The organism is Gordonia caeni (assembly GCF_039537105.1).
Taxonomy (GTDB): domain Bacteria; phylum Actinomycetota; class Actinomycetes; order Mycobacteriales; family Mycobacteriaceae; genus Gordonia; species Gordonia caeni.
On record NZ_BAAAZW010000001.1, the window covers coordinates 355596 to 379246 of the forward strand.

At 69.6% G+C, this 23651-nt stretch carries 23 protein-coding genes; 15 read left to right on the forward strand and 8 right to left on the reverse strand.

Translation table 11 applies throughout. The features are described 5' to 3' along the window. Positions 1 to 4 precede the first annotated feature (4 nt). The gene (locus ABD732_RS01680) at positions 5 to 1381 is read left to right on the forward strand and encodes an arylsulfatase (RefSeq protein ID WP_344779916.1); all 1377 of its coding nucleotides are present in this window, start codon (positions 5 to 7) and stop codon (positions 1379 to 1381) included. A 172-nt stretch (positions 1382 to 1553) separates the two neighbouring features. Beyond that, entirely contained in the window at positions 1554 to 2783 is a 1230-nt protein-coding gene (locus tag ABD732_RS01685) for a SulP family inorganic anion transporter (protein WP_425552958.1), read from the forward strand. Positions 2784 to 2793: 10 nt separating this feature from the next. Here the strand turns inward: ABD732_RS01685 and ABD732_RS01690 are convergent, their stop codons facing one another. Both ABD732_RS01690 and ABD732_RS01695 read right to left on the reverse strand, forming a co-directional pair. Continuing rightward, positions 2794 to 3147: a DUF202 domain-containing protein gene (locus tag ABD732_RS01690; protein WP_344779918.1), complete on the reverse strand. Its 354-nt coding sequence runs from the start codon at positions 3145 to 3147 to the stop codon at positions 2794 to 2796. Then, positions 3144 to 3503: a YidH family protein gene (locus ABD732_RS01695; RefSeq protein WP_344779920.1), complete on the reverse strand. Its 360-nt coding sequence runs from the start codon at positions 3501 to 3503 to the stop codon at positions 3144 to 3146. The genes ABD732_RS01690 and ABD732_RS01695 overlap by 4 nt, the downstream gene beginning before the upstream one ends. A 269-nt stretch (positions 3504 to 3772) precedes the next feature. Here ABD732_RS01695 and ABD732_RS01700 point away from each other — a divergent pair, with 269 nt between their 5' ends. The 3 genes from ABD732_RS01700 (at position 3773) to ABD732_RS01710 (ending at position 7182) form a co-directional block, all read left to right on the forward strand. Further along, complete coding sequence (locus ABD732_RS01700) at positions 3773 to 5260, forward strand: ABC transporter substrate-binding protein (protein ID WP_344779922.1); 1488 nt, start codon at positions 3773 to 3775, stop codon at positions 5258 to 5260. A gap of 188 nt (positions 5261 to 5448) precedes the next feature. Then, a complete protein-coding gene (locus ABD732_RS01705) occupies positions 5449 to 6261 on the forward strand; it encodes an ABC transporter permease (protein WP_344779924.1) in 813 nt (270 codons plus the stop codon). Between the two features lie 90 nt (positions 6262 to 6351). Next, a complete protein-coding gene (locus ABD732_RS01710; protein ID WP_344779926.1) occupies positions 6352 to 7182 on the forward strand; it encodes an ABC transporter ATP-binding protein in 831 nt (276 codons plus the stop codon). A gap of 161 nt (positions 7183 to 7343) precedes the next feature. Here the strand turns inward: ABD732_RS01710 and ABD732_RS01715 are convergent, their stop codons facing one another. The 3 genes from ABD732_RS01715 to ABD732_RS01725 all read right to left on the reverse strand — a co-directional run bounded on the left by ABD732_RS01715 (position 7344) and on the right by ABD732_RS01725 (position 10236). Beyond that, on the reverse strand, positions 7344 to 8030 hold the full coding sequence (locus ABD732_RS01715) for an SDR family oxidoreductase (RefSeq protein ID WP_344779928.1): 687 nt from the start codon (positions 8028 to 8030) through the stop codon (positions 7344 to 7346). 64 nt (positions 8031 to 8094) lie between these two features. Continuing rightward, entirely contained in the window at positions 8095 to 9816 is a 1722-nt protein-coding gene (locus tag ABD732_RS01720; protein WP_344779930.1) for a TPM domain-containing protein, read from the reverse strand. Positions 9817 to 9834: 18 nt separating this feature from the next. Continuing rightward, positions 9835 to 10236: a thiol-disulfide oxidoreductase DCC family protein gene (locus ABD732_RS01725; protein WP_344779932.1), complete on the reverse strand. Its 402-nt coding sequence runs from the start codon at positions 10234 to 10236 to the stop codon at positions 9835 to 9837. A 144-nt stretch (positions 10237 to 10380) separates the two neighbouring features. Between ABD732_RS01725 and ABD732_RS01730 the strand changes: the two genes are divergently transcribed. Beyond that, positions 10381 to 11751, forward strand: a complete 1371-nt coding sequence (locus ABD732_RS01730) for an LLM class flavin-dependent oxidoreductase (RefSeq protein WP_344779934.1) — start codon at positions 10381 to 10383, stop codon at positions 11749 to 11751. Between the two features lie 4 nt (positions 11752 to 11755). Here the strand turns inward: ABD732_RS01730 and ABD732_RS01735 are convergent, their stop codons facing one another. After that, positions 11756 to 12547 carry an LLM class F420-dependent oxidoreductase gene (locus tag ABD732_RS01735; protein ID WP_344779936.1) on the reverse strand — a complete coding sequence of 264 codons (792 nt, stop codon included), beginning with the start codon at positions 12545 to 12547 and terminating at the stop codon, positions 11756 to 11758. 78 nt (positions 12548 to 12625) lie between these two features. Here ABD732_RS01735 and ABD732_RS01740 point away from each other — a divergent pair, with 78 nt between their 5' ends. Both ABD732_RS01740 and dinB read left to right on the forward strand, forming a co-directional pair. Further along, positions 12626 to 13249 carry a class I SAM-dependent methyltransferase gene (locus ABD732_RS01740; RefSeq protein ID WP_344779938.1) on the forward strand — a complete coding sequence of 208 codons (624 nt, stop codon included), beginning with the start codon at positions 12626 to 12628 and terminating at the stop codon, positions 13247 to 13249. 39 nt (positions 13250 to 13288) lie between these two features. Then, positions 13289 to 14521, forward strand: a complete 1233-nt coding sequence (dinB, locus tag ABD732_RS01745; RefSeq protein WP_344779940.1) for a DNA polymerase IV — start codon at positions 13289 to 13291, stop codon at positions 14519 to 14521. 52 nt (positions 14522 to 14573) lie between these two features. Here the strand turns inward: dinB and ABD732_RS01750 are convergent, their stop codons facing one another. Next, positions 14574 to 15500: a quinone oxidoreductase family protein gene (locus ABD732_RS01750; RefSeq protein ID WP_344779942.1), complete on the reverse strand. Its 927-nt coding sequence runs from the start codon at positions 15498 to 15500 to the stop codon at positions 14574 to 14576. Between the two features lie 66 nt (positions 15501 to 15566). Between ABD732_RS01750 and ABD732_RS01755 the strand changes: the two genes are divergently transcribed. The 6 genes from ABD732_RS01755 (at position 15567) to ABD732_RS01780 (ending at position 22130) form a co-directional block, all read left to right on the forward strand. Continuing rightward, on the forward strand, positions 15567 to 16868 hold the full coding sequence (locus tag ABD732_RS01755) for a TrpB-like pyridoxal phosphate-dependent enzyme (protein ID WP_344779944.1): 1302 nt from the start codon (positions 15567 to 15569) through the stop codon (positions 16866 to 16868). An 80-nt stretch (positions 16869 to 16948) separates the two neighbouring features. Further along, a complete protein-coding gene (gene argG / locus ABD732_RS01760) occupies positions 16949 to 18367 on the forward strand; it encodes an argininosuccinate synthase (RefSeq protein ID WP_344779946.1) in 1419 nt (472 codons plus the stop codon). Between the two features lie 82 nt (positions 18368 to 18449). Beyond that, entirely contained in the window at positions 18450 to 19097 is a 648-nt protein-coding gene (locus tag ABD732_RS01765; protein ID WP_344779948.1) for a response regulator transcription factor, read from the forward strand. Continuing rightward, complete coding sequence (locus ABD732_RS01770; RefSeq protein ID WP_344779950.1) at positions 19094 to 20290, forward strand: sensor histidine kinase; 1197 nt, start codon at positions 19094 to 19096, stop codon at positions 20288 to 20290. The genes ABD732_RS01765 and ABD732_RS01770 overlap by 4 nt, the downstream gene beginning before the upstream one ends. Continuing rightward, positions 20287 to 21363 (forward strand): hypothetical protein, encoded by a 1077-nt coding sequence (locus ABD732_RS01775; RefSeq protein ID WP_344779952.1) that lies wholly within the window; start codon positions 20287 to 20289, stop codon positions 21361 to 21363. The genes ABD732_RS01770 and ABD732_RS01775 overlap by 4 nt, the downstream gene beginning before the upstream one ends. A gap of 134 nt (positions 21364 to 21497) precedes the next feature. Then, entirely contained in the window at positions 21498 to 22130 is a 633-nt protein-coding gene (locus ABD732_RS01780; RefSeq protein ID WP_344779954.1) for a response regulator transcription factor, read from the forward strand. Between the two features lie 12 nt (positions 22131 to 22142). Here the strand turns inward: ABD732_RS01780 and ABD732_RS01785 are convergent, their stop codons facing one another. Next, complete coding sequence (locus ABD732_RS01785; protein WP_344779956.1) at positions 22143 to 22868, reverse strand: MSMEG_1198 family transcriptional regulator; 726 nt, start codon at positions 22866 to 22868, stop codon at positions 22143 to 22145. Between the two features lie 175 nt (positions 22869 to 23043). On the opposite strand from ABD732_RS01785, the gene ABD732_RS01790 reads away from it, so the two are divergent. Then, positions 23044 to 23649: a LuxR C-terminal-related transcriptional regulator gene (locus ABD732_RS01790; protein WP_344779958.1), complete on the forward strand. Its 606-nt coding sequence runs from the start codon at positions 23044 to 23046 to the stop codon at positions 23647 to 23649. Positions 23650 to 23651: the final 2 nt, after the last annotated feature.

Sequence of the window (23651 nt, forward strand, 5' to 3'; positions counted from 1 at the left end):
CATCATGGCTTCATCCTCTGATCGACCGAACATCGTCTACTTTCACGTGGACAACCTCGGCCTCGGCGAGCTCGGCTGCTACGGCGGCGGCATTCTGCGCGGCGCCGACACCAAGAACATCGACACCTTCGCCAAAGACAGTCTCAAGCTCTCGCACTTCGTCGTCGAGCCGCAGTGCACCCCCACGCGGTCGGCGCTGATGACCGGCCGCTACCCGATCCGCTCGGGCAACCACACGATCGCGCTCGGCGGCAACGCCGGCGGTCTGGTCGCTTGGGAGCGCACGATGGGTGACATCCTGTCGGACGCCGGCTACGCGACGGCCTGCTACGGCAAATGGCACATCGGCGCCGAGGACGGTCGCTGGCCCACCGACCACGGGTTCGACGAGTGGTACGGGCCGGCCCGCACGTACGACGAATGTTTGTGGCCCGACGACCCCTGGTACGTCGGTGAGCGAGACGGCTGGTCGTACATGTACGACGGCACCAAGGCAGACGGTGTCCGCACCACCGACGAACAGCTCACCGTGGAGCTGAAGGGCCAGATGGATGCCGAATACGACAGGCGCGCAAAGGACTTCATGGAGCGCGCCGTCGCTGACGACAAGCCGTTCTTCCTGTACCACAACCACTCGTTGCTGCACTTCCCGATCGAGGTCCGCGAAGAGTTCAAGGGCAAGAGCGACAACGGGGACTGGGGTGACGCGCTCCTGATGCTCGACGCGGACTTCCAGAGCATCCTCGACGAGCTCGACGAGCTCGGCGTCGCCGACAACACCATCGTCGTCTTCGCCGGCGACAACGGGCCGGAGGATCACCTCGCCGGGCGCGGGACTGCGGGCTTCTTCGACGGCTCGTACTTCAGCTCGGCGGAGGGCGGTATCCGGACCCCGGCGATCATCCGCTGGCCGGGTCACGTCGAGCCGCGGGAGAGCAACGAGATGATGCACGTCACCGACATGTTCACCACGCTGCTGCGGTATGCGGACTGCGACATCCCCGACGACCGCCTGATCGATGGCATCGACCAGCGCGAGTTCTTCGAGGGGGCCGAGGAGTCCGCGCGCGAGAACTGCATGGTGTGGCTGAACGACGAGCTGCACGCGGTCAAATGGTCGCAGTTCAAGATCAGCTTCGTGCGGCAGCAGCACTTCCACGATCCGGAGATCCCGCTCGGCTTCGCGCGGATCATCAACCTGCTGGAAGATCCGAAGGAGCGGGAACCGGTCAACCAGACTTTCGTCCGGTGGTGGGTGATGCAGCATGCGCACCGGGCGATCCGCGACTACGAGGAGTCCGTCAAGGTGGAGGAGCTGATCCCGCCGGGATCGCCGATCGACTTCGTTCCGCGGCGGTCCACCGAAGACGTCTCGGCCTGACCGGCGGGCCGACCTCGGTCAGGGCCCCGGCCTCGACCGTTCGCAGTACCGATCGCTGGTAGAAACACCCCTCGTCCGGCGGGGAGAGCACCGTGGCTCTCCCCGCCGGACGCTTCGTGATCGCCATGCAAGGCTCCGAGCGGCGATCGCCTCGAGCAGAAGAGGTTCACTGATGTCCGTTGCCGATGCATCCACCACTCCCGCACCCGCCAGCGGGTTGCGGATCCGCGCGCGATGGCTGCGCATCGAGGTGTTCGCCGGCCTGGTGACCGCGCTCGCGCTGATCCCCGAGACCATCTCGTTCTCGATCGTCGCCGGGGTCGGTCCCGAGGTGGGGCTCTTCACCTCGGTGATCTTCCTGCTGTCGATCTCCGTCGTCGGCGCCCGGCCCGCCATGGTCTCGGCGGCGGCCGGATCGATCGCCCTGGTGGTCGCGCCGCTGGTCGCCGAGCACGGTGTCGAGTATCTGATCGTCGCGGTGATCCTCGGCGGGGTGCTGCAGATCGTGCTCTCCTGGGTCGGCGTCGCCAAGCTGATGCGATTCGTCCCGAACAGCGTCCTCACCGGCTTCGTCAACGCGCTGGCCATCCTCATCTTCTCCGCGCAGATCCCGCATCTCGTCGGCGTGCCGTGGCTGGTCTATCCACTGGTCGCCGTCGGGCTGCTCATCATGGTGGTGCTGCCCCGGGTGACCACCGCACTGCCGGGACCGCTGGTGGCCACCGCCCTGCTGACGATCGTGGCAGTGGTGTTCGCGCTGGGAGTACCCCGCGTCGGTGATGAAGGGGAGATCTCCTCTTCGCTGCCGTCGCCGACCCTGCCCGGCGTCCCGATGTCGATCGAAACCCTGCGCATCGTGCTGCCGTACGCGCTCGCGCTGGCACTCGTCGGGTTGCTGGAGACGCTGATCACGCAGCGGATCGTCGACGGCCTCACCGGGACCTCCTCGAGTCCTCTCCGCGAGGGGCAGGGGCAGGGGATCTCCAATGTGGTCACCGGATTCTTCGGTGGCATGGGCGGCTGCGCGATGATCGGCCAGACGATGATGAACGTGAAAGCGTGCGGGGGACGGTCCCGGCTGTCAACCGTGACCGCTGCGCTGGCGCTGCTGTGCCTGATCGTGTTCTTCTCTTCGACGCTCCGGGCCATTCCGATGGCCGCCCTGGTCGCGGTGATGGTGGTGGTCTCGTTCACGACGATGGACTGGAAGTCGATCTCTCCACGCACCCTGCGAGCGGCCCCGCTCGCCGACAGTACGGGGATGCTGACCACGATCGCCGTGACACTGGCCACCGGCAATCTGGCGTACGGGGTGCTGGCCGGGGTCCTCTGCGCGCTGGTGATTCGGCGCGTCCGGCGCGGACGCCCCGTCTCGACGGCGGTACGGCCGGCGGGGGAGTGAACGCGGTATCTCAGGCAGTGCGGGCGGTCGTCGCGATGGCGATCGCGAGCAGCGTCAGGCACAGAATCACGATGCCGATTCCCGCCGCGGCGATGACGACCGGCGACGAGACGGGGCCGTCCACCTCGTAGCGGGCCAACCGGCGGGCGCGCTGCCTGCCGATCAGGAAGAGCAGCCCCGCCGCCCCGAGGGTCACTGCGGTCGCGCCGGTGGTCCACGGATTCCACTGCGCCGGCTGGGTGATCAGGTCCCGGGCGCTCACCAGCAAGCCATTGGCGACCAGCGCGATGCAGGTGCGCGTCCACGACAGCGCGGTGCGCTCGGGCTGCAGGCCCGGGTCGGTACCGAACGCGGGAGCCGTCACCGTATCCCGGCGGCCACTGCGGCGGCCACTGCGGCGGCCACCCCGATCAGGCCCAGGGTCGCAGCGATCAGCTCCGGCATCCGGGAGGCGGGCAGTGGCGCGCCCCGGCGGATCGCCCCATCACTCCGGCGCCAATGCATCAGGCCGCCGAGCGCGGTCACGGTGGCGAGCGCTCCCAGGCCGCCGCCCAGCAGGTAGGCGACCACGCGGGTATCGCTCAGAAAGTGCAGGGAGGCCAGCGCCGCGGCCAGCAGTCCGAGGGAGGTGCGCTGCCACGCGAGGAAGGTCCGCTCGTTCGCGAGAGTGAAGCGATAGTCCGGCTCCCGCTGTTCTTCGACCCCCGGTCGCGCAGTCATGTTCGTCATGATTCAAGACTTCCGGAACCCGGTATCCAGCGCCATCTGCCGATGGTGGCGTTATCGGTCGACTCGGCAGCGCGCCGGCGCCATCCGGTCGGGGACCGGCGTGAACCCGAACAGCGGAGGTGGCGGCGCGTTCCGCGGTCGTCCCCAGGCGTGCACCCGGCGCGGATTGCGGGGCCAGAAGTGCCCTGACCTGGGTGGCTTAACAAATTCGCAAGAGATCCACCCCTTGCCGGTAACGCGGAACGCCGAATGTTGGGGCCATGTTCAACGTCAACTCATGCAGCTCCGCTCGCCGCGCCACCCCGTCCCGCGTCGCTCGCAGCTTCCGGCCGCTGATCACCGCGGCCACGGCGGCGACGCTTCTCGTGAGCTCGCTGAGTGCCTGCTCACTGGTGGACGGTCCGACCGACGTGGTGAACATCGGCTACCAGTCCAAGACCCTCAACACCATCAACGCCGGCACCCTGCTGCGCGACCGGGGCACCTTCGAGAAGGCTCTGGAGAGGCTCGGTCGGAGCAACGGCAAGCGGTACCGAGTGCAGTGGCACGACTTCTCGTCGGGGGCCCCGCTCACCGCCGCGATGATCGCCACCCAGGTGGACATCGGCTCGATGGGCGACTACCCGCTGGTGACCAACGGATCCAAGTCGGCCCGCTTCGACGACGCCGCCACCGAGTTGGTCGCGACCACCGGCTACAACCCGCAGGGGTCGCTCAACCAGGTGGTGGTTCCGACCTCCTCCGATGCAACAGAGCTGGCCGATCTGCAAGGAAGGCAGGTGTCGACAAGCCTGGGCTCGGCCGGAGACGGCATGCTCGCCACCGCGCTCGAGCGGGCCGGAATCGACCCCGATGGCATCCAGGTCGCCAACCAGGATCCCTCCATCGGGGCCGCAGCGATCGAGGGCGGTCAGGTCGACGGACTGGCCCAGTTCGTCCCGTGGCCGCAACTGATGATCTTCCGCGGGCAGGCCCGCCTGCTCTTCGACGGCGGCGAAAACGGCGTACCGACCTTCCACGGCGTCGTGGCCCGCAAACAATTCACCCGCGCCAACCCGGAGGTGATGACCGAGTTCCTGAGGGCGATGCAGAACACCAGTGACGTCATCGCCGATCGCCCGATGGCGTCGGCGCTCCGGATCAGCGAACTGACCGGAATTGAGCCCGAGGTCGCGTACCTCTACAACGGCCCGAACGGGATGGTGTCGTTCGATCCGGCGATCAAACCGCAGTTCGCCGAGACCCTCGCACAGGTCAAAGCCTTTCTCGTGCAGCGCGGGTCGGTGGAACCGGACTTCGACGTCGGCGCCTTCACGAACGACGAATACCTGCGCCAGCTGTACGGCGCGGACTTCACAGCGCGCACCGGTGACGTGGCCAATCCCAGCCGGCTGACCGGGTACGACGGCACCTGCGGTCTCCCGGTGGACGACCCGGCGACGGCCTCGGAAGTCTGGTTCCAGGGCGAGGCCGAGACACGCAAGGCGGCCACACCGACCTGCCTGCTGCGGCAGATCGCCACCGGCGGGACGTCCGAGGTGCGCGCCGGATACGTCCCGGACACCCAGTCAGGACTGAAACTGTTCGCGGCGCAGGCCACCTGGGTGCACGACGGTTCCACCGCACTGACCCGGAGCCTGCTCCCGTTCGCCACCGAGCGTGGCGCGCAGGCCTACCTCGACAACCATCCGACAGCGAAACCGATCGGCTTCGACGCCGCGGTTCGCGCGGCCGAGCAGGTGCAGTGAACATGCCGTCTAGCGCCGCCGATACCCCAGCAACCCACCACCCAGAGGCAGTTCTGGAGAGGAGCACCCCCATGACTGAGACCGCCACGGCTGAGAAGACAGTGGTTCCAGGCGAACTCACCGATCCGGCGAGCACGGAGCGGGCATTCGAGTCGGCCTCTTCTTTCACCGGAAGACTCGGCCATCGTGTGAGCAACACCGCCGCCCGCGTCCGGGACTTCGGCCCCGGTGGGCTGGCCGGGGCGGTGCTCCTGCCGGCGATCCCGATCGTGCTGTTCATCATCGCCTGGCACTTGCTGACCACCAACGGCGTCGTCGCCTGGCTGCGATTCGACCGGATGCCGACCCCGGCGGCGGTCTGGGACCACTTCACCGGCCTGCTCGGGAGCCAGGCCTACTACGAGGACCTGTTCGCCAGCCTTCAGCGGATCATCCTCGGATTCCTGCTTGCCGCCGTGGTCGGCATCACCTTGGGGGTGCTGATCGGAAAGTCCGAGACCGCGCGAAAGACCCTGCGGCCGTCGATCGAGATGATCCGCCCTATCCCGGCGATCGCGCTGGTACCGCTGACCATCCTGTTGTTCCCCTCCAGCGAGCAGGGGATCGTGTTCATCACCTTCTTCGCGGCGTTCTTCCCCGTGGTGGTGAGCACCATTCACGCCATCGACTCGATGCCGAAGGTCTGGGAGGAGGCGGCCCGGACGATGGGTGCAAGCCAGTGGACGATCTTGCGTCAGGTGACCCTTCCCGGCGCCATGCCGGGCATCTTCTCCGGGCTGTCCGTCGCGATGGGCGTCGCCTGGATCTGTGTCGTCAGCGCCGAGATGATCTCCGGGCAGTTCGGCATCGGCTACTACACCTGGCAGGCGTACGGCCTGCTCGACTACGCCGGTGTGGTCGTCGGAATGCTGTCCATCGGCGCGCTGGGACTGCTCACCGCCTGGATCGTCGAGCGGATCGGGCGCCGCATCAACAACTGGCTGCCGAGGAACAAGCGGTGACAGCCCATTGAGCCGCCCTCCGACATCAGTGGAACATCCGCCCTCGCAACATATTTCATCACGGCTAATCACCAAAGAAAGAAGAGAACAATGAGCTTCGCCACCCTCACCCGCAGCATCACCGGCCCGGCCACCGCTGACTTCCCGGTGGTGTCCGACCAGCAAGCCGGTGCGCGCGTGCACTTGAAAGATCTCGTGCTCGGCTTCGACGGCGTGCCGGCCGCGGAGGTCTCCCTCGACGTGGAGCCGGGCGAGATCGTCGTGCTGCTAGGCCCGTCGGGCTGCGGCAAGTCGACCATCCTGAGGGCTCTCGCCGGGCTGCTCACCCCGATGAGCGGGGTCGCGACCGTCGACGGCCGTCAGGTGACCGGTAACGATGCGCACTGCGCGATGGTCTTTCAGGAGGATGCGTTGTTCCCGTGGCGGACGGCGCTGAAGAACGTGCAGTTCCCGCTCCAGCTCCATGGTGCGGGGCGTCGGGAATCGCGGGCGGCCGCGTCGGCGTACCTCGACCAGGTCGGGCTGGGTGCGTATCTCGATCACCTGCCGGCGCGGCTCTCCGGCGGTATGCGTCAGCGCGTCCAACTGGCGCGCACCCTCGCATGCGAGCCGAAGGTGATGCTGATGGACGAGCCCTTCGGTGCGCTCGACGCCCAGACGCGACTGGACATGCAGCAGCTGCTCATCTCGGTGTGGGAGCGGACCAAGATGACCATCATGTTCGTCACCCACGACGTCGACGAGGCATTGCTGCTGGCTGACAAGGTGGTTCTGCTGACGCACCGTCCCGCCACCGTCGCCGAGGTGATCGAGATCGATCGTCCCCGCGACCCGCAGGCGCAATTCGAGGAGGCCTACCAGCGTCGCCGCCAGATGATCCTCGAGTTCCTCGGGCACGCCCCGATGGCCGCGGCCGCCTGATCGGCACCCCAGCTGCCCTTCCGGTGATCGAGCCCTCTCGCTGATCGATCGGAGTCGAGATCGCCAGTCACACGACTGGTCTCGACTTTGCTCGACCATCGGGGGCTCGATCACCGGAGGGGCTCGACCGCCGGAGGGGCTCGACCATCGGAAGCTGGCGATCAGCCCCGGGGCCGCAGGACGATCTCGGTGGGGTGGGCGTCGGCCGGCGCGAAGACGGCCTGCACCACCGCCGCGGCCACCGTCTCCGGCTTCAGGAAGCGGGACGGGTCGTACTCGCGACCTTCCAGCGCGACGATGTCGCGCTGCATGTCGGTGTCGATGCGGCCCGGGAACACCGACGTCACCCGCAGGCCGGGTTCTTCGGCCCGCAGGCCGTCGGCGAGGGCGCGGAGCGCGAACTTGCTTGCCGCATAAGGCGTCCACTGCGGACGAACACTCATTCCGGCGCCGGAGTTCAAGAAGACGATGTGGCCGCTGCGCGCCCGCAGCGCCGGAAGCAGCAGCCGCGTCAGCTCGGCGGCGGCGATCACGTTGGTCTCCAGGACGAAGCGCCACTCGTCGACCGGGGTGTCGGCCACCGGTTCCAGACTGCTGGCGACGCCGGCGCAGTGGATCAGAACATCGAGTTCGGTGATGGTCTCCACCGCGGCGGCCACCGCGTCGTAGTCCGGCAGATCCACCGCGAGGGTCACCGCACCGTCGAGCTCGAGAGCGAGCGCATCGAGGGCGTCGGACCCGCGTCCGCCCAGGATCAGCTGGTGCGTGGGGGCCAGCGCGCGGGCGATACGGGCGCCGACGCCGCGGCTTGCTCCGGTGATCAGGGCGGTGGGCGGGACTGTGGACACAGCGCGACTCTAACCCAGTTCGGCCAGAACTCCCCGGCAGTGGCGGCGTCGGGCCGGAGCCTGCTCAGTAGCGTCCGCCGGTGCCGATCCGGCCGGAGGTGTCTGAGCCGCCGAACGAACCGGGGCTGCGGCCGCCGCTGCTGAACCCGCCGTTGCCCAGTTCCGCGGGAAGAGGTGCCTGGGCATCGGGGGAGATCACGGCGTCGACCAGAACGCCGGTGAGCACCGCGGCGCCGTCGCCGCGTTGACCGATGCGCCACTCGGCGACGTCCTGGGCGCCGAGTGCCAGCGCCTGTTCGGCCAGTGCCGTCGCGGCATCCGACAGCGTCGTCGCTTCCTGCGCATCCGCGGACGACTGTGCCTCGTCCAGCAGTCGCTCGGCCTCCGACAGGCAGGCGCGCGCCTGACAGCCGACCGCGCCGCGGCGGGTGTCGATGAAGCTCTCGGCGGCGGCCACGTAGGCGGTAGCCACTTCGGGGCCCCCGGGCACCTCGGCGATCACGACCAGGTTCTGGCCCACATCGGCCAGCGCGTCGAGTAGCCTGCCCGCCGCATCGAGGGCGCACTCGGCAGAGCGGATAGCGGCCACCGTCGGCTGACGCCGCTCAGCCCGGTCGGCGACGGCCTCGCGGCCCTGGGCCACGCTGTCGGCGGCGAACTGCAGCAGATCGCCCGCCAGCGCACCGTTCCCGGCCACCGAATCCACGACGGGACCGGTGAACCTCTCAGTCAGGGAGGCCTCGTCCCCGACGGCTCCGCGCTGCCGGTCGGCGAGCGCGTCGGCGCGCTCGGCCAGCGCGTCCAGACGGTCGCCGGCGTCCGACAGCAGGTCGCGCAGGGCGTCGAAGTCGGCGACCCGATCGTCGAGGGCGCCGTCGGCGTCCGAGCACATGCTGATGATCTGCACCAGCAGCGATCGCCGCTCGCCAGCGGTCGGTCCGGGTTCCTCATCGAGTCGGCGCCGTAGGCGGAACGACGTCGCGACAGCGCTTTCTGCGGTGTTCAGAGCGTCCCGGAAGGGGGCCGTCGCGGTCTCGCCGTACTCGCGTTCGGCCAGCGCGAGTTCGTCGCCGCTGACCGAGACCGCGTTGTCGGTGTGAAGCAGAGCTTCGGTCGACCAGGGCTCGAGGACCGAGAGCGGCTGGGCGGTCAGCTCGGCGACCGTGAGATCGGAGGTGTCGTCGTCGTCCCCGTCGCCGTCCTGCCCGCTCCGGTTGCGGCGGTACAGGTATGCGCCGAGCAGGCACGCGAGGGCGGCCACCACCAGCACAGCGATCGTCACCCAGAGCCAGGTGCGTGAGCGCGTCCCGGACAGGTCGTCGACGGTGGACATCGCGGCCTCGGTCCACCGGCTGTCACGCACGGCGGGGGCGACGGTGTCCCCGGCGATCTCCTGCAGAGCGGAGGCCGGGTAGTCATCGATGGGTTCGGCACTGCCCAGATGGAAGGTGCGGTCGTCGACGGCGACGGCCAGCAGCACGTCGCGGTAGCTCATCTCGCTGAGCTGCTCGGTCTGCCGCGCCCATGCGCCCGGTGACATGCCGCCGAAGTCGTGGACGTAGATCACCCACAGCTGCACGTCCCGATCGGCCGACAGCCGTTCGACGGCCGCGGTGATCTCGTCCTCCTGGTCCACCGTCAGGACGTCGGCGGCGTCGACCACCTGCGCCGGCATCTGGGTCGGCACATCGGCCGCGGCGGGCGCACTCACCAGCAGCGCGACGAGCATTGCGGCGAGAAGACTCAGAGCGGGCAGCGCGGTGAGGCGCCGGCGAGCGAGGGTCATGGGGTCCAATCTAGTCGTTCAGTCGGGGCGGTGACCGGGGGATGGCGACTCGATCGAGCACGCCGAACCACCGCCCGGCAGGCGATGGCGGTTCGCGGCGATCCAGCGGTAGACCACTGCGGCGAACCAGGAGAACGGGGGCGTCTGGGCGAGTCGGCCCGCGACGGACCACGGCAGTCCCGACGCCCGGAGCAGATCGCCGACCGCGAGATGGGCCGACGAGACGGTCCCGTCGGGGCGCACCCACTGCACCGCTTCCGCGCACTGCTCGGCGGTTAGACCGAGGTCGTCCAGGTCGGCGGCCTGGTAGGCCACGATCTCCACATCGCACGTCAGGCGCCGCTCGGCGAATCGCGCGCACGTGGTGCAGAAGCCGCAATCCCCGTCGTAGACCAGGACGGGGAGGGTGCGGGGCGCCATGCCCTGATCGTAGGCGAGATCCCCGCGCTACTCAGGCCCCCGGCCTGCCCGTGACCCTAGAACAGCCGACGCCGACGCCGGCGGGTCCGGCCCAGGGTGAGTCTTTTGGTGGGCACCGGCGCCGCAGGAGACTTGGCTGATCGCATGACACGACAACTCCATCTCGGCGGCTTCCTGATCGCCTCACCCGTCACCCACTCGCATGCCGCCTGGCGCCACCCCGGCTCGGAGACCGACTACTTCGGGCCGGAGCACTACCACCGCGTGGGCAGGATCCTGGAGCGCGGGAAGTTCGACTTCGCCTTCTTCGCCGACCTGCTGGCCGCGCCGGTGCGTTTCGGCGGCGACCAGTCCGAACCCTTCCGCCGAGGGACCCAGGCCGCCGCGACCCTCGATCCGAGCCTGGTGGCGGCCAGTATCGCGGCGGTGACCACCCGGCTGGGGCTGGCGATCACCAAGTCGGCCACCTACTTCCACCCGTACGAACTGGCGCGGGTGTTCGGCTCGCTCGATCACCTGTCCCGCGGGCGGGTGGCCTGGAACATCGTCACCAGCCTCTCGCAGGCCGAGGCGCAGAACTTCGGCTACGACGAGCACGTCGCGCACGAGGAGCGCTATGCCCGCGCCGAGGAGTTCGTGCGGACCGCCGTCGAACTGTGGTCCAGCTGGGAGGCCGACGCGGTCACCGCGGACAAGGAGTCCGGGGTGTGGGCGGATCCGCAGAAGATCCACACCGTCGACCACGACGGTCCGCACTACCGCACGCGCGGCCCGCTGAATCAGCCGCGGTCACCGCAGCAGCGGCCGGTGCTGATCCAGGCGGGCGCCTCGGAGACCGGCAAGAACTTCGCCGCGCGCTGGGCCGAGGCCATCTTCGAGATCGATCCGACCCCGGAGGGCCGCCGCGCCTACTACGACGACATCAAGTCGCGGGCGGAGAACTTCGGCCGCAACCCCGACCACGTCAAGGTGTTCCCCTCGTTCATCCCGTTCATCGGGGAGACCGAGTCGATCGCCCGGGAGAAGCAGGCCTTCCACAACGAGCTGGCCGACCCGATCTCCGGCCTGATCACGCTGTCGGTGCACACCGACCACGACTTCTCCGTCTACGACCTGGACGCACCCGTGGAAGACGTGCAGGTCAGCGGCACCCAGGGCCTGTTCGACGTGGCCCGCCGACTCAGCCGGCGCGACGAGCTGAGCCTGCGCGACATCGGCAAGCTCTACGCGCAGGGCGTGCTGCTGCCGCAGTTCGTGGGCACGGCCACCGACGTCGCCGACCAGATCGAGGAGTCCTTCCACGGCGGCGAGGCCGACGGCTTCATCGTCTCCAGTGCGCAGACCCCCGGCACCTTCAACGACTTCGTCGACTACGTGGTGCCCGAACTGCAGCGGCGCGGGCTGTTCCGCACCGAGTACGAAGGCGTCACGTTGCGCGAGCACCTCGGCCTCGGTGACGCCGACGACGACCTCCCCGCGGATCTGCGTACGGGAGGGGGCCGGCTGGCGAGCTGACCGCCTACGAGTTGGCGTCGCGCCAGTCGCAGAGCAGCTCGGCGGCGGACAGGTCGTAGTCGGGGCCGCTGGTGGCCACGGTCAGCAGGGAGACGCCCTCGGCGGTGATGTCGTCGGTGTAGGCGAGGGTGGCGGCCTTGTCGCCCTCGTAGCGGACCTCGGCCGACCGCTCGATCTCGGCGGGATCGCGGCCGACCTCGGCGCAGTATTCGGCGAGCAGGGCCGACTTCTCGCGGTAGCTGTCGACGCCGAGGAAGGCGTGCCAGATGTTCGCGTACTGCGCCACGAGCGGGAGGGTCTTGCGCGGGCCGCTGCCGCCGATCATCAGCGGGATGTCGCGCAGGGGAGCGGGATTGAGCTTGCCGAGTCGGTCGGTGATGCGGGGCAGGGAGGTGGCGAGCTCGTCGAGACGGGAGCCCTTGGTGCCGAACTCGTAGCCGTACTCGGTGTAGTCGCGCTCGAACCAGCCGCTGCCGATGCCGAAGATCAGCCGGCCGCCGCTGATGTGGTCGACGGTGCGCGCCATGTCGGCGAGCAGCTCGGGGTTGCGGTACGAGTTGCACGTCACCAGGGGGCCGAACTCGACGCGCTCGGTCTGCTCGGCCCAGGCGCCCAGCATGGTCCAGCACTCGTAGTGCGCGCCCTCGGGATCGCCGTAGAGGGGATAGAAGTGATCCCAGTTGAACAGCACGTCGACGCCGAGGTCCTCGGCGCGCAGGACCGCGTCGCGGATGAGGCCGTAGTCGGGCGCGTGCTGGGGCTGGAGTTGGACACCGATGCGGACGGGGAAGGACATGGTCTCCAGTGTGGCGCGTACGCGGGCGCCGCGCACGCCTCTCCCGCGGGAAGCTCCGGCGATCGATACGGTGACGGCATGAGCGAACAGCATCAGCGCGGCGACGATGTGCACACGGCGGCCGAATGGGACGAGCGCTACAGCAGCGCCGAGCGTCTGTGGACCGCCGAGGCAAATCCGGCGCTGATCCGGGAGGCCGCCGGCCTCGCTGCGGGGCGTGCGCTCGACGTGGGCAGCGGCGAAGGTGCCGACGCCCGCTGGCTGGCCGATCAGGGCTGGGCCGTGGTCGCCGTCGACATCTCGCAGGTCGCGCTCGATCGGGCCGCTGAGCTGGATTCACGTGAAACCATCGACTGGCGCCGCGCCGATCTCACGGTGGACGAGGTTCCCGGGGTGCCTTTCGATCTGGTTGCGCTGCACTACTTTCCGGTCGACATCGCGCGCGAGGACGTCATCGCTAAACTCGTCGGCGCGCTGGCGCCGGGCGGCACGCTGCTGGTGGTGGCCCACGACCCGGACGGCATCCGCGCGCACGGTTTCGATCCCGATGCCTACTTCCAGCCCAAGGACGTCGCCGAGCGCTTCGCCGACGCGCTGGACGTGGTGACCCTCGAGCGGGTGGAACGGGGCCGGCCCGGGGGCGGCCCCACCGGGCCGCGGCACATGTACGACGTGGTGCTCAAGGCGGTCCGCCAGGGCTGAACGTCCGGCGTTGTCGTAGGTCGGTGGGATGCTGCCGGCGTGCGGATCGAGCGGCGGGAACGGGACGAGGCGTCGATCCTGCACGCCGACCTCGACTCGTTCTACGCCTCGGTGGAGCAGCGTGATCAGCCGTCGCTGCGCGGGCGCCCGGTGCTGGTCGGCGGTGGCGTCGTCCTGGCAGCCAGCTACGAGGCCAAGGCTCTCGGCGTCCGGACCCCGATGCCGGGCCACGAAGCGCGGGCGTTGTGCCGCGGGCGGGCCGTCACGGTGCCGCCGCGTTTTTCCGCCTACACCGAGGCCAGCCGCGGCGTCTTCGCGATCTTCGACGACACCACCCCGCTCGTGGAAGGCATCTCGGTGGACGAGGCCTTCCTCGACGTCGCCGGTCTGAAGAAGATCAGCGGCACTCCCGTTCAGATCGCGGCCCGGCTGCGGGCCCGGATCCGCGGCGAGGTCGGTCTGCCGATCACGGTCGGGGTGGCGCGTACCAAGTTCCTCGCGAAGGTGGCGAGCGGTGCCGGGAAGCCGGACGGCCTGCTCGAGGTACCACCCGACGGAGAGTTGGCCTTTCTGCACCCGCTGCCCGTGCGCCGGTTGTGGGGAGTGGGGGCCAAGACCGAGGACCGGCTCGCCGAGGCCGGGGTGCGGACCGTGCACGACATGGCCGAGCTCGGAGAATCCGGGCTGTCGGCGCTGCTGGGCGAGGGCGCCGGGCGGCACCTGTACGCGCTCGCCATGGCCCGCGATCCGCGGCCGGTGCAGACCGGGCGCCGCCGCAAGTCCATCGGCGCGCAGCGGGCCCTGGGACGTCGGATCAAGAGCGAGTCCGAGGTGGAAGCGACGCTGCTGGCGCTGGTCGACGGCCTCGGCGGACGCCTGCGCGGGGCGCACCGCTGCTGTCGCACGGTGGTGCTCTCCCTGCGCTTCGACGACTATTCGCGCGTCACGCGGTCGCGCTCGATCGGGGAGCCCACCGACTCGACCACGGTGGTCCTGGCGCTGGCCCGGGGTCTGCTGGACGACTCGCTGCCGCTGGTCCGTGAGCGCGGCTGCACGCTGATCGGGCTGTCGCTCACCAACTTGTCCGCCCCCGGTGCCGTGCAGCTCGCCCTGCCCTTCGACCGGGACGGGGACGAGCTCGCGGACAGCCACGACGCCGAACTGGACGTCGCCCTCGACGACCTCCGCGATCGCTTCGGCCGGGGTGCGGTGACCCGCGGCCGGCTGATCGGCCGCCACCACGGTGAGGACGCACCGCTGCTTCCGGATTGAGCGATTCTCGGTTCTTTCACCGACCTCTGCGGTCGGTCAAAGCGCCAAGATTCTAGGGGAGCAGGACCACCTTGCCGTGCGCGCGGCCGGAGGCCACCAGATTCAGGGCTTCGCGGGCTTCGGCGAGCGGGTAGGTCCGCGCGATCGGGACCCGCAGGGAGCCGTCGGCGAGCAGCGACACCAGTCGCCGCCGCACCGCGTCGCGGTAGGCGGCGCTGCCGGGCGCCCCGCCGGAGAGCGCGACGAAGCCGTGCTCCCGCGCCGCGGCGGCCGCCGCGACGGTGATGATCCGGCGCCGATCGTCCACCAGTTCCAGGCTGGTGGCGGTGGCCTCGGCGGTACCGGCGGCATCCAGCGCCGCCACCACGCCGTCGGGGGCGGCCGTCCGCACCCGCTCGCTCAGACCGGGGCCGTAGGGAACGGGGATGCCGCCGAATCGGCGCACCGCCTCCTGGCGCTCGGGACCGGCGGTGCCCACCACCTGCACGCCGTCGAGCCGCGCCAGTTGCAGCAGCGCCGCGCCCACCGCGCCGGACGCGCCGTGCAGCAGGACGGTCTGACCGGACTGCGCGCCGCTGCGGTGGAGTAGTTCGGCGGCCGTGCAGCCGGCCAGCAGCAGCCCGGCCGCCGCAGCGTCGTCCACGTGGCCGGGGAGAACGATCGCGTCGGCGGCGGGAATGGTGGTCGCCTCCGCGTAGCCGCCGTGCACCCGGAACGCGACCACCCGCTGTCCGGGCCGGAACGGTGCACCGGGGCCGGCGGCCGTCACCGTGCCGGCGATCTCATAGCCGATCGGGATCGGCAGCGTCGCCGGGTCGGTGCCGCGCTGCACATGCTTCAGATCAGCCGGGTTCACCCCGGCCGCCCGCACGTCGACGGTGATCTCGCCGGGACCGGGAGCCGGGACCTCGCGGCGCTCGCACACGAAGTCGTCGAGGCCGCCGAACCCGTGTGCCGTCCAGGAAGCCGCAGTGCTCATGTCCTCCAGTCTGGCGCATGGGCGCACCGTGTGTGACCGCGGACACCGACCGTTACAGTGACTTCCATGACGAGCAATGTCGATGCCGGGAATCCCGATCTGATCACCGTGGATGTCCCCACGCACTGGTACAACCTGGCCGCCGAACTCGACGCGCCGATCCCCCCGCACCTGCACCCGGGCACCAAGGAGCCGGTGGGCCCGGACGACCTGGCCCCGCTGTTCGCGTCCGGCCTGATCGCCCAGGAAGTCACCGACCAGGTGTACGTGGAGATCCCCGAGCCGGTTCGCGAGATCTACAAGATGTGGCGGCCCTCGCCGCTGATCCGGGCGCGCCGTTTGGAAGAGGCCCTCGACACCAAGGCCCGCATCTACGTCAAGTACGAGGGCGTCAGCCCGGTCGGCAGCCACAAGACCAACTCCGCTGTGGCGCAGGCGTATTACAACAGCATCGACGGGGTCAAGAAGCTCACCACCGAGACCGGCGCCGGTCAGTGGGGGAGCGCGCTGGCCTTCGCCGGCGCCCAGTTCGGGGTCGACGTCGAGGTGTGGCAGGTCCGCGCCTCCTACGACTCCAAGCCCTACCGCGGCTTCCTGATCCGCACCTACGGCGGGACGCTGCACCCGAGCCCGTCGGACCTGACCGAAGCCGGCCGCGCCATGCTCGCCAAAGACCCTCACACCTCCGGCAGCCTCGGTATGGCCGTCAGCGAGGCCGTCGAGGTGGCCGCGAAGAACGAGGACACTCGGTACGCGCTCGGCAGCGTGCTGAACCACGTCGTGCTGCACCAGAGCGTCATCGGCCAGGAGGCCGTCGACCAGCTGTACGCGGTGGAGCCGGGCGGAGCCGACGTGGTCTTCGGGTGCGCCGGCGGCGGATCCAATCTGGCGGGCCTCGCCTTCCCGTTCCTGCGGGAGAAGATCCACGGCCGCAGCGACCCGCGCATCGTCGCCGCCGAGCCGTCGGCCTGCCCGTCGATCACCCAGGGCGAGTACCGCTACGACCACGGCGACGTCGCCGGCCTCACCCCGCTGCTGAAGATGCACACCCTGGGCATGGACTTCGTGCCCGATCCGATCCACGCCGGCGGGCTGCGCTATCACGGGATGGCACCGGCGCTGAGTCACACGGTTGAGCTCGGCCTGGTGGAGGGCACCGCGATCGACCAGCACGCGGCCTTCTCGGCCGGTGTGCAGTTCGCCCGGACGCAGGGGATCGTTCCTGCGCCGGAATCGACGCACGCCATCGCTGCCTGCGCCGCGCACGTCGCCGGCAGCGACAAGGAAGAAGTGGTGGTCATCGGCCTGTCCGGGCACGGACAGCTGGACCTTCCCGCCTACGCCGAGTTCCTCGACGGCGGTTTCTGAACCGGCTCGCCGGTGACAGCGGTCCGCGTGGATCCGGACGCGATTCGCCCCACGGCGGGCGCGGGCTTTAACCTGGTCGCATGTCGAAAGTCCTGAGCTCGCTGCCCATTGGTGAGCGTGTCGGTATCGCCTTCTCCGGCGGCCTCGACACCTCCGTCGCCGTCGCGTGGATGCGGGAGAAGGGTGCGATTCCCTGCACCTACACCGCCAACCTGGGCCAGTACGACGAACCCGACATCGACTCGGTGCCCGGCCGTGCCATCGCCTACGGCGCAGAACTGTCGCGCCTGGTCGACTGCCGGGAGGCGCTGGTCGAGGAGGGCATCGCCGCTCTGCAGTGCGGCGCCTTCCACATCCGCACCGCCGGAAAGGCCTACTTCAACACCACGCCGCTGGGCCGCGTCGTGACCGGCATGCTGCTGGTCCGCGCCATGAAGGAAGACGACGTCAACATCTGGGGCGACGGCTCCACCTACAAGGGCAACGACATCGAGCGGTTCTACCGCTACGGGCTGATGGCCAACCCGAGCCTGCAGATCTACAAGCCGTGGCTCGACTCGGACTTCGTCACCGAACTCGGCGGCCGCACCGAGATGAGCGAATGGCTGCTGGCCCGCGATCTGCCCTACCGGGACTCGGCGGAGAAGGCGTACTCGACCGACGCCAACATCTGGGGCGCCACCCACGAGGCCAAGGTGCTCGAGCACCTCGATCAGGGACTGGACATCGTCGAGCCGATCATGGGGGTGGCCGCCTGGCGCGAGGACGTCGAGGTGCCGACCGAAGAGGTCACCCTGACCTTCGAGCAGGGTCGTCCGGTCGCCATCAACGGTGAGAAGTTCGACTCCGCCGTCGACCTGGTGATGAAGGCCAACGAGATCGGCGGACGGCACGGGCTCGGCGTCTCCGATCAGATCGAGAACCGGATCATCGAGGCCAAGTCGCGTGGCATCTACGAGGCGCCGGGCATGGCGCTGCTGCACATCGGCTACGAGCGCTTGGTCAACGCGATCCACAACGAGGACACCGTCGCCAACTACCACAACGAGGGCCGCCGCCTGGGCCGCCTGATGTACGAGGGCCGCTGGATGGACAGCCAGGCGCTCATGCTGCGCGAGGCCCTCGTCCGCTGGGTCGCCTCGGCGATCACCGGTGAAGTGACCGTCCGCCTGCGTCGCGGCGACGACTACCAGTTCCTCAACACCACCGGCCCGTCGCTCAGCTACCACCCGGACAAGCTGTCGATGGAGCGCGTCGGCGACTCCGCGTTCGGTCCGGGCGACCGCATCGGCCAGCTCACGATGCGCAATCTGGACATTGCCGATTCGCGCGCCCGCCTGGAGCAGTACGCGACCCTGGGCATCGTCGGCGGCGCGACGGCCGACCTGGTCGGCGAGCTGTCCGAGGGCGGCGCCGCCGCGATCGCCGGCGGCGAGGGTCCGGAGAACCCGGCCGAGGTCTCGCTGGACCGTGCGGCGATGGAGTTCGGCGTCGACTAGACGGAGTGAATCAGGCGACAATAGCCGACGAACCCCCCGGATCGCTTCGTGCGCCCGGGGGGTTCGTGCTGAAGTGGATCCCATGGCGGACAAACGAATCGGCGTCGTCGAAGACCACGAATCGATGGTGCTCGGGGTGCGGGCGATGCTCGACGACCATCCGGGGCTGTCGCTGACCGCGTCCTCGGACACGGTGGCCGGGCTGCTGGCGCAGGACCCGCAGCTGGACCTGGTGCTGCTGGATCTGCGCCTCGCGGACGGGTCGTCGCCGACCGCCAACATCGACGCGCTGCACGCCGCCGGGCACGCGGTCCTGGTGTACACCGGTGCGGAGAATCCGTATCTGGTGCGGCTGGCCGCCAAGGTCGGTGTGCTGGGCATCGTGCGCAAGTCGGCGCCGGTGGAGCGGGTGGTCCAGGCCATCGCGGCCGCGGCCGACGGCAACCCGGTGATCACCACCGAATGGGCGGCGGCCATCGACGGCGACCCCGACCTGGACGCGGTCGATCTCAGTCCCCGCCAGCAGGAAGTGCTGTCGCTCTACGCCTCCGGGGAGTCGGCCGATCGCGTCGCCCGGCTGACCGGCCTGTCGACCGAGACCGTGAACGACTACGTCGGCCGGATCCGCGCCAAGTATGCGGCGGTCGGCCGCCCGGCCGGCACCAAGGTGGACCTGTACCGGCGCGCCCTGGAAGACGGCCTGCTGCCGATCCCGGAGCGCGATCGGTGAGCGTGAGAACGACGCCGGTCGTCGCGGCGTCACCCCGGCACGAGAATCTCGTCCGGATCAGCCGGATGTTCGCCTTGTTCACCGGAGTCGGCTACCTCGGGTATCTGCTCCTGCTCGCGGCCGGAATCCTCTCCTTGTCGTCGATCATGGCCTCGTGGTGGACCCCGACGATGGTGGCGGTGGTCTTCGGTCCCGGCCTGCTGCTGGGGGCGGTGTCGCGGCACGGGGACGGACGGCTGATGAGAGGGGTGGCGACCACCGCGGCCCTGAGCTTCTTCGTCGCGGTGGTGACCTGGCCGTTCGCGTGGAACGGGACTCGCATCGAACAGTTCCAGGCGGTGTGGTTCTCTGCCTTCCCGGGATTGGCCAGCCTGGCAGCCGTCGTCGCATGGCCGGCGTGGCTGGTGTTCGTGCACATGGTGGTCGGTTGTGTGAGTGTGCAGCTGATCAACTTCGTCGCGCGCGGCGACGTGGAGCCGATGATGCTGTTGCCGGAGATCCTGTTCGCGATCATGTTCTGCATCATCTTCGTCGGTGGCGCGGTGATGGCGCTGCGGACCGGGCGGCTGCTCGACGAGACCACCGACGAAACACACGCGACCGCAGCGACAGCCGCAGCGCAGGAGGCTCGCTCGGTGGAACGCGAGCGATTCGACGCGCTGATCCACGACCGTGTCATCTCCACCCTGTTGTCGGCCTCGCGCAGAGGGGCCGACGATGTTCCGGCGCAGGCGGTCGTGACGCTGAAGGAACTCGACGAGATCCGGGCGGGCGTCGAGGCGGACCGGCCGTTCGACCCGGCCTCCGCGGTGATCCATCTGCGTGCGACAGCCGCGGAAGCCGACGTCGGTGCCACGTTCGAAGTGGTCGTCGAACCCGGCGACGGACCGCCGGTCCCCGCAGACGCGGTGCGGGCGGTCGGTGCGGCGATCGCCGAGGCCCTGCGCAACAGCCGTCGGCACGCCGGCCCGGAGGCTCGCCGCTCGGTGCGCGGTGTCGTCGGTTCGTCGGCGGTCACGATCGAGGTAGACGACGACGGCGCCGGATTCGAGCCGGCCTCGGTGTCCTCGCGCCGACTGGGTATCGCGGTGAGTATCCGTGGCCGCATGGCGCGTCTTCCCGGCGGCTCCGCGCAGATCCGATCTGCACCCGGCAGTGGTACCACAGTGCTGCTCGGGTGGGAGCGGCCATGAGCCGGCGCCTGCTTCGGGGGCAGGTCGATGGACTGCCCCAGCTGCCCGGCGACGAGCCCGAGCGTGTGGGCGATGTCCGGGAGCTGATGGGTCTGCGGACTCTGGCCGCCGCATCGATGGTCGGCTTCTTCATCCTGACTTTTGCGGTGGTCGGGTCGATGACGGCGCCTCCCGGCGGCCTGTGGGCGGAGTGGCTGGCCTGGGCGCTGGTCAGTGTCGCCGCGGTGGCGCTGATCCGCACTCCGGGCGATCCGGTGCCCGTGTCATGGACCTGGTACATCTCGACGGCCGGGCCGGTCGGCATGGCGGTGGTGCTGTCCGTGCTGGAGATCCCGTTCGGAACCAAGCTGGCGCTGTGGCCGCTGTCGGCGACTACAGCACTCGCCACCTACCTGTGCGTCCGTGGTCGCACCTCGGCGGCATGGGCGTCCCAGATGACCGCGATCGGCTTGTGCGGCCTGTGGGCTCATCTCACTGACCAGGGGCTGGGCTATGGCCTCTCCTTGTCGCTGCCTTCGCTGGCTCCGCTGCTGATGGCCACTTTCTTCACGCTGACCATCCGGCCGGCGGCCAGTGACATCTTCGCGCTGCGCGCGGCGGCGACCGCCGCAGCGGCCGCCGAGGCGGCGCACGGTGCAGTGCTTGATGAGCGCGACCGGCAACTGGTCCGGCTGGACGCCCAGGCGCGCCCGCTGCTCGAACGGCTCGCCGATCCCACTCCGTTGACCGACGAGGAACGACGATCGTGCGCCCTCGTCGAAGCCCGGCTCCGGGATTCGCTGCGCGCACCGGTGCTGGATGCGCCCGGCGTCGTCGACGCGGCGTGGCAGGCCCGGGCCCGCGGGGTGGAGGTGCTGATGCTCGATGACCACGGCCTCGACGGCGCGCCCGAGCCGGTTCGCGAGCGGGTGGTACAGGCGATGATCCCGGCGCTGTCGCAGGCTCGGGAGGGCACCATTACGATCCGGATCCTGCCTCCCGGCCGTCGCGTTCTGGCGACGGTGCTGCAGGCCGACGGAGACCGGATCAGCCGTGTCGAGTACGACCCCGAAGGGGAGTTGATCTCCGGCTGAACCCAGCCCCGTGCCCCGAGAAATGGTGTCCCCCAGAGGGAGGACGAGATCTTTGGGGTCTACTGCCTGCGACACCGCGCCGATACCGTCTCGGTAACGGGGGTCGGGGTCGGTGCAGAAGGAGACGGACGGCGATGGCGGGTAGTGGCGGCAAACAGGTGGGGGTGTCGTGCGCCTGCACGTGGGAACGGGAGGCCCTCGCGGCCTGGCTGTCCCGATTCGGGTACCCCGTGGTCGACGTCGGCGGTGAGACGACCCTCGTCGAGCCACCGGCGGTGGTCGTGGTCAACGGGCGCGACCGGTCCTCGCTGGCTCGACTGCACTGGATGCCCGCCGCCCGGATCGTGGTGATCGGGGGATCGGGCGACGCCGACGCGGCGCGTTCAGGCTTGCGGCATCTGCCCGACGGACCGGATCTGGCCGACCGCCTGCGGATCCTGCTGCAGTCGTTGCTCGGGCCCGCCGCCGGACGGGTGTCGCTGTCGCCACGTGAACGTGAAGTCCTCACCTCGTACGTACTCGGTGCCACCGTCGAGGAGACGGCAGCCGAGCACTACGTCGCCACCAGCACCGTCCGCACCCACTACCGCCGCGTCACCTCGCGCTACACCGAAGCCGGGCGCCCCGTCGCCAACAAGGCCCAGCTGCTGCTGCGGATGATCGCCGACGGCTGGATCCAGTTGCGTGACGACGTGCCGACCCCGGCGCCGCTCACCGCGGACCCCGCCGATGGGGCCGGCGCCGAGCGCCGCCGTGGTGCTGCCTGAGGCGCAGTTCGTTCAGAGCACGTCGGAGTGGCCGTTGCGCCGGCACCAGCTGGTCAGATAGCGGGCGTGCAGGCCGCACCACCGATAGATCACGCCTTGAGTCAGGGGGAGGCCGTCGTCGTGCTCGCCGCGAGCGGTGATCACGGGCCCCAGATAGTGGCTGGTGACCTTGTTCGCGGTGCTCGGCGACACCTTGGCGACGGCCGCCAGTGAGGCGTTGTCTGCGGCCCGTCCAGCGGCGATGGCCCCGGCCATCCGGGCAGCGGTATGACCGCGACGGCCATCGAAGAGTTCGTACAGCGGGGTCCGTGTGGGCACGGGGCCGGGCGGCAGCGGCAGGCGGCGGCCGTGCGCAACGGTCCGCAGCCCGTCCGTGATCGCCTGCAGGCCATCGGCCTTGGCGACTACGCCGAAGACCTCCGGGCGCAGGCGTGCCTCCTCGAGATGGTCGGCCTCCATGCTGTGGCCCTGGGTTGCGAGCAGGACAGGGGCCGCGCGGTCGGCTTGGCGGAGACGATCGATCACGTCGAGGCCGTCGAAGTGCCACTCCATCTCGGGCTTGTTCCAGATCAGGTCGGCGGCGACGACGTCGTAGCGGACGGTGCCGGAGATCATGGAAGTCAGTTCCGCGTCGGTCGTGGCCACGGAGACGGTCACGTCGCCGAAAGCGTTCTGCAGGGGCGCCGAGATCACCCGCCCGAGTGGCGAAGCGATGAGGATGCGCAGTCCGGCGGCCATGCACAAAGGGTATGTCCACGCGGCGACGAATGTGTAATCGCGCATGACAATTTCGCAAACGGGGAGCAATTCGCCACGAAGCCCGACAAGTCTGCCGGAACGCCTGCTGAACGTCCGCGCACGATCATCCAGACTGGGGACTGTTCGCCGGGACAGGGGTGCGGAGGAGGGGAACATGCAGGACATCAGGGTCGTCGGCATCGCCGTCGAGCATGATCTGACCGATCGGGTGTTGCTCGACATGGTGCACGGGTTCGGGCACCCAGCGGTGCTCTGCGACGTCGATCTCCCCGGCGGAGGTACGACGCCGCCCGCGGTGCTGGTGGTCCGCAGCCTCGAACGCCTCGTACGGATCAGCGGCTCCCCGTGGGGCGATCGAGCGACGGTGATCGCCATGGACTCGCCGGGAAACTCGTTCGCTCCCGCTCCCGGTGTGGACGTGGTGCCGGACACCGTCGAGGCGAGCGATCATCTGAAGGCACTCCTCGAGTACCGGCTCGGTGCGCCGCGGCGGCGGTCCGCGCCGCCGCTGAGCTCCCGAGAACTCGAGATTCTGACCACCTACGTGCTCGGGGCGACCGTGCAGGAGACCGCGGCCCGGCACTTCGTCGCGACGTCGACCGTCCGCACGCACTACCGGCGGGTGGCGAGCAAGTACGCGGGCGCCGGCCGGCCGGTGGGGAACAAGGCCCACCTGCTGCTGCAGATGGTGGCCGACGGCTTGATCCAATTGCCGGACGGTTTCCCGGAGATCGAACGACGCGGTGCCTGCGCGGTCTGAGA

What these genes read in the sequence shown, in the direction of transcription:
- ABD732_RS01735 (WP_344779936.1), bottom strand. Translation starts at nt 12,547, where the DNA reads ATGTCCTTCCCCGTCCGCATCGGTGTCCAACTCCAGCCCCAGCACGCG.
- ABD732_RS01725 (WP_344779932.1), bottom strand. Translation starts at nt 10,236, where the DNA reads ATGGCGCCCCGCACCCTCCCCGTCCTGGTCTACGACGGGGATTGCGGC.
- ABD732_RS01700 (WP_344779922.1), top strand. Translation starts at nt 3,773, where the DNA reads ATGTTCAACGTCAACTCATGCAGCTCCGCTCGCCGCGCCACCCCGTCC.
- ABD732_RS01775 (WP_344779952.1), top strand. Translation starts at nt 20,287, where the DNA reads ATGAGCCGGCGCCTGCTTCGGGGGCAGGTCGATGGACTGCCCCAGCTG.
- ABD732_RS01720 (WP_344779930.1), bottom strand. Translation starts at nt 9,816, where the DNA reads ATGACCCTCGCTCGCCGGCGCCTCACCGCGCTGCCCGCTCTGAGTCTT.
- ABD732_RS01680 (WP_344779916.1), top strand. Translation starts at nt 5, where the DNA reads ATGGCTTCATCCTCTGATCGACCGAACATCGTCTACTTTCACGTGGAC.
- ABD732_RS01785 (WP_344779956.1), bottom strand. Translation starts at nt 22,868, where the DNA reads ATGGCCGCCGGACTGCGCATCCTCATCGCTTCGCCACTCGGGCGGGTG.
- ABD732_RS01750 (WP_344779942.1), bottom strand. Translation starts at nt 15,500, where the DNA reads ATGAGCACTGCGGCTTCCTGGACGGCACACGGGTTCGGCGGCCTCGAC.
- argG (WP_344779946.1), top strand. Translation starts at nt 16,949, where the DNA reads ATGTCGAAAGTCCTGAGCTCGCTGCCCATTGGTGAGCGTGTCGGTATC.
- ABD732_RS01780 (WP_344779954.1), top strand. Translation starts at nt 21,498, where the DNA reads ATGGCGGGTAGTGGCGGCAAACAGGTGGGGGTGTCGTGCGCCTGCACG.
- ABD732_RS01790 (WP_344779958.1), top strand. Translation starts at nt 23,044, where the DNA reads ATGCAGGACATCAGGGTCGTCGGCATCGCCGTCGAGCATGATCTGACC.
- ABD732_RS01695 (WP_344779920.1), bottom strand. Translation starts at nt 3,503, where the DNA reads ATGACTGCGCGACCGGGGGTCGAAGAACAGCGGGAGCCGGACTATCGC.
- ABD732_RS01685 (WP_425552958.1), top strand. Translation starts at nt 1,554, where the DNA reads ATGTCCGTTGCCGATGCATCCACCACTCCCGCACCCGCCAGCGGGTTG.
- ABD732_RS01740 (WP_344779938.1), top strand. Translation starts at nt 12,626, where the DNA reads ATGAGCGAACAGCATCAGCGCGGCGACGATGTGCACACGGCGGCCGAA.
- ABD732_RS01755 (WP_344779944.1), top strand. Translation starts at nt 15,567, where the DNA reads ATGACGAGCAATGTCGATGCCGGGAATCCCGATCTGATCACCGTGGAT.
- ABD732_RS01765 (WP_344779948.1), top strand. Translation starts at nt 18,450, where the DNA reads ATGGCGGACAAACGAATCGGCGTCGTCGAAGACCACGAATCGATGGTG.
- ABD732_RS01730 (WP_344779934.1), top strand. Translation starts at nt 10,381, where the DNA reads ATGACACGACAACTCCATCTCGGCGGCTTCCTGATCGCCTCACCCGTC.
- ABD732_RS01710 (WP_344779926.1), top strand. Translation starts at nt 6,352, where the DNA reads ATGAGCTTCGCCACCCTCACCCGCAGCATCACCGGCCCGGCCACCGCT.